The following is a 626-nucleotide window of genomic DNA, read 5'->3' on the forward strand; positions in this document are numbered from 1 at the left end:
AACCCATCGTTGGGGTCGTATCCTTGCTGTGCGGCCCGCTTGCGCATTTTCTCGATATTACCTCTGCCTGCATTGTAAGCCGCCAAGGTAAAGTAAATTTTGTTCTCAGCCGTAATTGCCTTATCGCCAAAGTACTGCCGACGCAAAAACGCTAAGTATTTCGCTCCTGCGTGGATGTTGTTTTCGAGTTGTCGAACATTTTTGATGTTGATGTTTGGATCGCGCGCTGTGCTCGGTAAGACTTGCATTATGCCCACTGCGCCTCTTGTGCCGACTAAGTTGTTATTAAATCCGGACTCTTTATACGCAACCGCCGCAATCAGCAAATAATCCAAGTCATATTTCTCCCCGTAGCGCGAAAACAGCGCCGACAGTTTTTCTAGCTGGGCAACTTTCTTAGGGTTAAGTGCCTTATTGAGCCAATTGGTATTGTCGATGTATTTGCTATATATGACGTTTCCAAGGAGTGTGCCTGAGCGAGATTTTTGGATGAATTTGTTCACCACTGCTTTGAGTTGAGGACTGTTTTGTCGCATTACCCAAGCGATGTTGCCGTTTTTGCGAAGAGGGACTTTCTTATGCGCTTTGATGTCATCCATCGCATTGAGCCAAAGTTTGGCTTTGTG

At 46.2% G+C, this 626-nt stretch carries 1 protein-coding gene; it reads right to left on the reverse strand.

From position 1 onward, the window contains the following. A partial coding sequence (locus R8N47_RS26205; RefSeq protein ID WP_318186230.1) for a transglycosylase SLT domain-containing protein occupies positions 1–626 on the reverse strand: 626 nt, incomplete at both ends.

This window comes from Vibrio sp. 2132-1 (genome assembly GCF_033344315.1).